The organism is Photobacterium phosphoreum, assembly GCF_002954725.1.
GTDB lineage: Bacteria > Pseudomonadota > Gammaproteobacteria > Enterobacterales > Vibrionaceae > Photobacterium > Photobacterium phosphoreum.
This window is the reverse complement of record NZ_MSCQ01000003.1, coordinates 117,576-126,585: the sequence shown is the minus strand read 5'-3', so window position 1 is coordinate 126,585 and position 9,010 is coordinate 117,576. Positions and strand designations below refer to the sequence as shown.

At 37.4% G+C, this 9,010-nt stretch carries 5 protein-coding genes and 1 pseudogene; 3 read left to right on the top strand and 3 right to left on the bottom strand.

Annotated elements, in window-relative coordinates; all coding sequences use genetic code 11:
• The 3 genes and pseudogenes from BTO21_RS20305 to BTO21_RS18425 form a co-directional block, all read right to left on the bottom strand.
• Positions 1–932, bottom strand: a pseudogene (locus BTO21_RS20305) (IS630 family transposase); the annotation flags it as partial.
• 311 nt (positions 933–1,243) lie between these two features.
• Positions 1,244–2,071 (bottom strand): TIGR03899 family protein, encoded by an 828-nt coding sequence (locus tag BTO21_RS18430; protein WP_045028023.1) that lies wholly within the window; start codon positions 2,069–2,071, stop codon positions 1,244–1,246.
• 75 nt (positions 2,072–2,146) lie between these two features.
• Positions 2,147–2,701, bottom strand: a complete 555-nt coding sequence (locus BTO21_RS18425; protein ID WP_105026968.1) for a YtfJ family protein — start codon at positions 2,699–2,701, stop codon at positions 2,147–2,149.
• A gap of 168 nt (positions 2,702–2,869) precedes the next feature.
• Between BTO21_RS18425 and BTO21_RS18420 the strand changes: the two genes are divergently transcribed.
• From BTO21_RS18420 to tamB, 3 genes are all read left to right on the top strand, one after another.
• Entirely contained in the window at positions 2,870–3,079 is a 210-nt protein-coding gene (locus BTO21_RS18420) for a DUF1107 domain-containing protein (RefSeq protein WP_045028020.1), read from the top strand.
• 427 nt (positions 3,080–3,506) lie between these two features.
• The gene (gene tamA / locus BTO21_RS18415; protein WP_045028019.1) at positions 3,507–5,231 is read left to right on the top strand and encodes an autotransporter assembly complex protein TamA; all 1,725 of its coding nucleotides are present in this window, start codon (positions 3,507–3,509) and stop codon (positions 5,229–5,231) included.
• Entirely contained in the window at positions 5,228–8,989 is a 3,762-nt protein-coding gene (gene tamB / locus BTO21_RS18410) for an autotransporter assembly complex protein TamB (protein ID WP_045028018.1), read from the top strand. The genes tamA and tamB overlap by 4 nt, the downstream gene beginning before the upstream one ends.
• The last annotated feature ends 21 nt before the right edge of the window (positions 8,990–9,010 follow it).

Below are 9,010 nucleotides of genomic sequence, written 5' to 3'. Positions count from 1 at the left end.
TCTCTTGAACACATTTTAGTGATACGTAAAGCCGATTCATTAAAGCGATTCCATGCAACATAGACTTTATCTACAATGTTGTTATCATCAGTAAAACTTTGATTAGCGAGATAGTGTTGTCGTAATCAACTCCAAACTTGTTCAATTGGGTTAAGTTCAGGGGAGTAGGGTGGAAGTTTGATGATACTGAGATTGGCAATATCGTCAGTGTGCCAGCCTGCACCATCCATAATGACAATAGTGTGACGACCTTTTTCGGTGATTTGTGAGCAAGGTGCTCAGCTATTATTTTTCAATTTACCGAAGGTACCACTAACTCCTCTCCAATTCCTCTTACTGGGTATATCGAACCAAATAGATAAACATATTCAAACTGTTGTTGTTTTATCGCTCTTGGTCGAGTTTCTCGCTCAGTCCAAATACGGGTAGTGGTATTTTGTTGTCCAAACCTTGCTTCATCTTGAAAGCATACGTCGACCTTATCGAGCCTTATATGTCCAGGGATCTTAATGATCGTTTCAATTTTAAATTTTTAAAATTATCCTGAGCTTACTGTGATTTTTTTGGATGTTTTGACCGTGACGTTATCCACGAAAATTCCATGTGCTTAAGTAGATAATAGATAGAATCTGGATGGTCGTTTTTATCAAATTCTTTGAGAATATAAGCATGAATATCCGCGCCTATTAATCGCCCACGTTGTTTAGGTGTGAGAAATGCAGGACGACCACTACGAAGTTTTTCTAAGCCTTCTTCAAGAAAAACACTAACCCATTTATTAACACTTGTTCGGCTAACTTTGAGGTATTTAGCAATTTGAGTACGAGATTTACCTTCTTTGAAGTGCTTTAGGCAAGTAATCTTATTTTCATTTGAATCGTTGTTTGTTGGCGAGCAAGCTTTTTAAAGTCGGTATTATCTAGGCTATCCATAGTAAGTCTCATCCAAAATGATGGTTTCAATTAGGTCATAATTTTAGTTAGATTGGTATAATCTGGTCAGGTTAATCCAATCTCTTGAATACATTCTTGTGATACGCAAAGCATATTCAAACTGCTGTCGTTTTATCGCTCTTGGTTGAGTTTCTCGTTTAGCGTAAAGGCGAGTTGTGGTGTCTAAATATTGCTTAATCCTGAAACCAAACATCGATCTTATTAAGCTTTATATAACCAGAGATTTTAAGAATCGTTTCAATTTGGACTTTTTAAATCAGTTTAAATTTCACATTTAAGTATTAAGAAAATTATTCTGTTGTGATACTAAATAGTTGAGCAAGTACTTCTAGTAGATAAGTTTGGTATTTAGGATTTTGTTTATATTCTATTAGTGATGCAAGTTCTTGCCCTATCGGTGATATGCGATAATAAGTAAAAGATGTGTTTTTATTGTAGCAACTTAAGTTGTAGCGAATATCTTGTAAATAGAGTTGCAGACTCGCGGTATGATTCATCGCACTTGATTCAAATTCTGTTTTTAGTATTAACCCTAGATCCATTAAAATAATGATACTGGAATAAGGTAGATTGTATTCGATAGGGTAATGTCTGATTTTTGCTCCAAAATGAATAAATTTTGCTGGTGCTTTGATGCTCGTAATTATTTTTTTATCGTTATTTTTACCAATTTGGCAGCATACACTTATGATTCGTTGAAATAACAGGGTTTCTCTTTGAGTCATTGTTATTAAGATCGTAAGGGTTTTTAATGATGTTGTTCCTGGACGTGTAAGCTCTTTTTTGAGAGTTCTAGCCCATAATTTTTGCATCGATGGACTATGGACTTGTTTTGCCATTTCAATAAAACGTACTAACCAATCAGGGTCTGGTTCTGTGGTTGTTTCATTTTTGCATTCATCATAAGTTAGTTTGAATATTTTTTCGATATTGTGCTGTTCACGTTGGTATTGTAACTGCTGGCTGTTGAAGAGTCTTTTTGCTAATGATAAGTCATTATTGGGGTTAATTAAGCTATCATAACCAAAATGCTGTGCTAGAGACTGAGTGCGATTCTTACTCTTCGTTAATGATCGTTTTACTGGTGTTGCTTTTATTGGTTGCTGTATTGATGTCATTATAAAATATCTACTTACTATCTGGCCGCTATTAATAACGGCCAGAGTTAATATTTCTTAAGTAGTAAATAAAGTTTATATGTTTTTCTTTACCAATGTGATGACTTGTTTTATTTGATGCTGATTAAGCTTACCTTCATGAATAAATACGACCTGTGCGTTTTTATTGATTACAATTATCGCAGAGTCCTCTTTTTTTAAGTCCCATGTTTTTTGTACTACGCCGTCACTATCTAGCACCATAGATGACCACGGATATTTCTTTTTACTCTTTTCAGTAGCGCTTTGTACAAAGCTTGCAGTTCCCCAAATAGCATCATCTTGATTGATGATGGTTATTGTTTGATATTTTGCTTGTGGAAAGTTTGCAGCACTGATCGCACTAACTAATTCGGCATTGATTTCTTTTGCAGAACTTCTTCCTGCTATTGCTATTATGATATGTGTTTTTCCTTCGAGGTTGGTACTACGCCAAGATTGATAGCCAATAGTATTATTGTTCAGTACGAGTTCACCTTTATTCGCTACGGTGACTGTCGGTAATGTTGTGTCTATTTTAATGTTATTGGCTTGAGCTAAAGTGGGAGCGATAGCACTAAAAATTATCGCTAATAGTGTCTTATACATAATTGTCCTTGTTTATTAATGATTTTATTAGTGTAGTGAATGTGATTCTATTTGATGATGAGCTTAGCTAATTGTTGTGATGAGACTTGTTGAATTTATGTGGCAAATTGTTTGCATGTTTTTGTTGTTAATAAAAACAACTGCGTTTTATTAATTATTATGTGAGGATATATGTTGAGAATTTTTCAAGTCTATCGTCCAATTCAAGTAGCGAAGCATGTTAAAAATTTCTTTAAAGGACGACTTTTTATTATAGGTATTGGTGGCTTTGAATTTGAATATGGTCGTTTACTTCCACCTAAGTCCGCCGATCTTAACTCATTGAATGTATTATCAGAAGTGAATAAAGAAATTCAAATACTGTCAACTACAAGTGCTTAAATCAGCATGCAGCATAAGGGTTTATTAGTTGAAATAGTAGGGGTTGCTAAAGACTGTTACTAGGGGGGATTTTAACGATAAAGATTAATTTTGATGAATAAATACTAGGGTGAGAATGAGATTGTTATTTTCATTTTGCAACGCTTGTTGATAATATTTAGTAGGTAGTTATTTTATTAAGCTATCTAAAAAGTATTAATAATTTTTCAGACATTTTTGGGCTACTATGCACCCTCTAGTTATTACTCTAAAGTGGTTTAACTCTAAATATACGATCCAACGAATAGAATATGTTGTTAGTGATAGATATTTGAATTGAGTGGTTTAGTATTAATAATATTTATAGCTATTGTTGGTATAGAGATACATCATCTTCCAGAATAGACCGTGTGAATGAATTTAATTTTATCCAAGAAGTATAATCCGAATGAATAAAGTTTATCAGTGGCTGGGTGTCGCATCTTTTGCCTTAGTGTTATCAAGTCCGGCAATGGCGGCATCTCTTAAAGTTAAGGGATTAAACAGTAGTCTTGAAGATAATGTTGATGCGTATTTATCGGCTATATCTAAAGATGATTATAGCAATACGTTACGTTTTCAAGAGCAAGTTAAATCTGAAATTGATCAAGCCTTACAAGCGTTAGGTTATTATCAGCCAACGTATGATTATCATGTTAAAGGCAGTGGTAAAAAGACGGCAATTACAGTGACAGTTGATGCTGGTCCTCGTACTCACATTAGCCAAAGTAATATTATTATTACGGGAGCTGCGAAAGATGATCCTGCTTTTATTTCGTTATTAAAAAATAGTGGCTTAGGAATAGGAATGCCGCTTAACCAAGGCAAATATGAAGCTTTGAAATCAGCATTACAAAGTTTAGCTGTCCGTCGTGGTTATTTTGATGCTGAGCTAAAGAATAGTGAATTAGGTGTTATACCTACACGTAATGAAGCAATAATCACTCTCGATTTTGATTCTGGACGTCGTTATACTTTTGGCGATACTCATTTTACAGGCAGTCAAATCGAGGATGACCGTCTTCGTTCGATGATCCCTTATACTGAAAATGAACCTTATTTAGCCTCTAAATTAGGTTTATATAATGAACGTTTATCTAATGTTGGTTGGTTCTCATCCATTTATGTTGGTGGCGATGTTACTAAACGTAAAGATGATAAAATTCCGATTGAAGTTGCTTTAACTCCTCAAGTTAAGAATCAAATTGAAACGGGTATTGGTTTTTCAACGGATACTGGCCCGCGTTTGAAATTTAATTGGAAAAAGCCATGGATCACCAGCAATGGCCATAGTTTTTATCTTAAATCTGAGATATCCAAAGAACAGCCAAAGCTTGAGGCGGCCTATAAAATTCCTTTAGATGACGTTTTAAATAATTATTATCAAATTGTTGGCGGCATTCGTTATGTTGATAATCACGATACCATTAGTACTCAATTGGGCTTAGGTGTTGAACGTCACTGGAAGTTGAGTTCAGGTTGGGATCGTACCGTTTCATTACATTGGCTTAATGAAAAATACAAGCAAGGCGGTGATGAAGAGGGTACTTTTAATGTATTCCTACCGGGACTTTCTTATAGCAAGAGTGAGTTCACTGGTGGAGTCTTTCCTCGATCTGGTAGTAAATATAATTTCTCAGTTGAATTTGCTAATAAAGCATTAGGTTCAAATACAAACTTTGTTCGGTTACAGGCAAAATCAGCTTGGATTCGTACGCTAAGCGAAAATCAACGTGGTATTTTCCGCGTAGCTGGCGGCGCTGTTTTAGCTGATAGTATTCGAGATATTCCACCATCGTTACGTTACTTTATTGGCGGTGATAATAGCATTAGAGGCTATGGCTATGAGTCTATTTCACCACGTAATGATTTAGGACGTATGGTCGGCGGTCAATATATGGCAACGTCCAGTATTGAGTATCAATATCGCCTATACGGTAATTGGTGGGGTGCTCTATTTTATGATTATGGTTCTACATGGAATGATAATAAACCTGATTGGATGCGAGGCACGGGCTTTGGCGTACGCTGGGCATCACCTGTCGGTCCTGTTCGTATCGACTTTGCTTGGGGGCTTGATAAGCCAGCCAAGAATAAGTTTGAACTTCACTTTACTCTAGGGCCTGAATTATGATCTGGGTGAAGCGTATTGCTCTCGCTATTTTAGCGCTGTTATTGTTATTAGTGATTGCTGTTGCGGTGATTTTATATACCCCTGCTGGGCTAAAAGTGGCTAGTTGGGGGGCGCAAAAAGCGTTACCGGCATTATCAATTGGTGATACCACTGGATCACTGTTAAGCGGTTTTCAAATTGATAACGTGCGCTATCAAGATAGCAGTATGGATTTAGCGGTTAAGCAATTGAATTTAACCTTGGATGATCGTTGCTTATTGACGCCTGAGATTTGTATTTCAGATTTAGGTATTAATGGTGTTACGTTTTCGATGCCGAAATTACCGCCAGTAACTGAGCCTGAACAGCCTTCAAAACCAGTAACGGAAATTAGTCTACCGATACCGATTAAGGTTGATAAAGTTACCTTAGATCATATTGATCTTGATATCTTGGCTAATAAAGTGAGTTGGCAACATTTTTCTACCGCGGCGACGGTTGTTGGCAGTCATGTAACATTAAAGCCAACGGATTGGGAGAATATTAAGTTAGCACTTGCTCCTGCTGAAAAGCCTGTAAAATTGAAATCAAGGTCAAAAGTTAATGTTAAGGCTAAATCTGATGCTACCGTCATCACATTACCTGACGTTGTATTGCCAATGTCATTTAATATTGAACGGTTTACCGTTAAAAACTTTGAGTTGGTAGGAAAAACGCCACAAAAAGTATCGTTACTTGAGTTGATTGCATCAGGTAAAGGTAGCGAAGTTAATGTAGAAAAACTGCAGATTCATGCACCACAAGCTAATTTAAATGCGAAGGCACAAGTGACGTTGGCGGGTGATTATCCATTAACATTAGATGCTGATGCTAAAATCGCAATGAAGCCCATTAATGGTCATCGATTGACTTTAAAGGCTCATGGTTCATTACAAAAATTACTTGTTGACGCGCAACTGAAAGGTAAATTGGATGCTGTAATTAAAGGACAGTTATCGCCACTTAAGGCAGATTTTCCGTTTGATGTTGCAGTTTCCAGCAAACATCTACAGTGGCCGATTGATAAACCAGCTGAATTTACCGTTGATAACACAGTAATTGATGCTAAAGGTAGCTTGAAAGGTTTCACTTTTAAGGCGAATAGTAGCATTGATGGTACGCCAATGCCGGCGGTAAAATTAGCGCTTAATGGTAAAGGAGATTTAAATCAAGTTGATCTTTCTTCTTTAAAGATTAATACATTAGGTGGTGTAGTAACGGGTAATGCACAAGCTAATTGGAAAAAATTAGTGAGTTGGAATGGACAATTAGCCTTTGCTGATATTCAGCCTGGATTACAGTGGCCAGCGGCTAAAGGTAATGTTAGCGGTAAATTGGTCACTTCTGGTGGATTAACTAAGCAAGGTGGTTGGTTTGTCAAACTGCCACAGCTAGCCGTTGATGGCACTATCATGAAACAAGCATTAACGCTTGTTGGTCAGTTAGATGCGTCGGATATTAACGGCAAAGGAGATTCACTTCAGGTCAATACACCAGGGCTGACGTTAAAACATGGCCCTAATGGCATGATGGTGAAAGGTCAGCTGGATAAAACCTGGAATATGATTGCTAATATTGATGCCCCTGATTTATCAAAATCATTAGCAGGTTTGCATGGTGCTGTTAAAGGTGATGTTAAGCTCTCTGGTAGCATGGCAACACCTGATATTAAGCTTGATTTACAAGGTGATGATTTAGGGTGGCAACAGTTAGCTAGCCTAGCATCGTTTGATCTTAAAGGTAATGTGACGCCTTTACCTGCGATGAAGGCAGATATCAGTTTAACGGCTGCTAAAGGTAAATATGGCACAACAACATTAGATGATCTTAAAATCCTATTTAAAGGTACTGAACAGCAGCATAGTCTAAGTGTGAATGCTAAAGGTGATCCTGTTGGTGCAAATTTATTGATTGATGGTGCTTTTAATAAGCAAACTGGTTGGCAGGGTACATTAGCAAAAGGTGATATCACGACTCCTGTTGGTGATTGGGTACTTAACCACCCAACGTCGATTCGTTATGACTTGAAAACAGCAATGGCAACTGTTGGCGCACATTGTTGGCAACAAGGAAAAGCGGGGATTTGTTTAACACAAGATCTTACTGCTGGAGCCTCGGGTCAAGCGCAACTAGCTGTTCGTCATTTTAACTTTAATTTGTTAAAGCCATTCTTGCCACCAGAGTTAAAAGTTAATGGTGAGTTAGGTGCGAATGTTGATGCGAAATGGGCCCCTAAAACGGCACCTTATGTAAAAGCCAATATCATGATGCCTGCCGGTGGTATAAGCCAGCAAGTAAGTAGTGATGAGCAGCCTCTGAAGCTAGGTTGGGATAAAGTTACTCTTAATGCAGATATGCAAGATAATACTTTAAACGCAAATTGGTTAGTTGCGATTAAAGATAATGGTGATCTAAGTGGTCGTGCAACGATCTCTAATTTGCAGGGGGATAAGCAGATTAATGCTAATGTGAAGCTGGATCGTTTCACATTAGGGTTCCTTGAGCCGATGATCAAAGATTATCATAAGTTTGATGGTCAAGTTGATACTAACCTGACCGTAACTGGACCTATTTTACACCCTGCAGTTAATGGTTTATTGAAAGTGACTAAGCTTGAAGCTACTGGGCGTAAAGTACCGTTAGATATTAAAAATGCAGATATTAAATTGGCATTTAGTGGTTATAACGCCAGCTTAATCGGTAATATTTATACGCCAGATGGCCAGTTGTTATTACGTGGTACCGGTAATTGGCAGGATATGGCAGCTTGGAAAACCAAGTTAAATATTAATGGTAAAGAGTTGAAGGTTAGTGTGCCACCGATGGTCGCATTAAAGGTATCTCCTGATTTAACCATTGAAGCATCACCAACAGCAGCAGAGATCACCGGTAAAATTGGTATTCCGTGGGGACGCATCACGGTTAATCAATTGCCTAAATCGGCAGTAAAAGTCTCGAAAGATCAAGTGATCTTAAAAGATGATCTGCAACCATTAAAAGCAAAATCAGAAGTACCATTTGATATTAAAACCAATATTTTTGTTCATATTGGTGATGATGTTAAATTGTCTGCATTTGGCTTAAAAGCGGGCTTGTTGGGTGATTTAAATATTCGCCAAGCAGGTAAAGGACCGATGATTTATGGCGAAGTTAATATTGCTAAAGGATCATACTACCGCGCACTAGGACAAGAGTTATTGATCCGTAAAGGACAGATTTTATTTAACGGTCCAGCAGAGCAGCCTTATCTTTCGATTGAAGCGATTCGAGATCCAGATAATGTTGAGGATGATGTTATTGCCGGAGTGCGAGTGACGGGCCCTGCTGATAAGCCAGAAGTTAATATCTTCTCTGATCCAGCAATGCCACAACAAAATGCATTGTCATATATCCTAACTGGTAAGAATCTTGATTCTGAAAGCTCAGGTGACAGTAATAGTGCAATGACAACCGCATTGATTGGTATGGGCTTAGCACAAAGTGGTCAACTCGTCGGTGATGTTGGTGAGGCGGTTGGTGTTAAAGATCTCAGCTTATCAACGTCTGGTGCTGGTGATGATTCGCAAGTAACAATCAGTGGTTATATTGCGCCTGGTTTACAGGTTAAATATGGTGTCGGAATTTTCAACCAAGTTGATGAATTCACTTTGCGTTATCGATTAATGCGGAATTTGTATGTTGAAGCTGTTTCTGGTCTTGATCAGGCCGTGGATTTACTTTACCAATTTGAATTTAATTAACCACAACATTAATACTCTGTT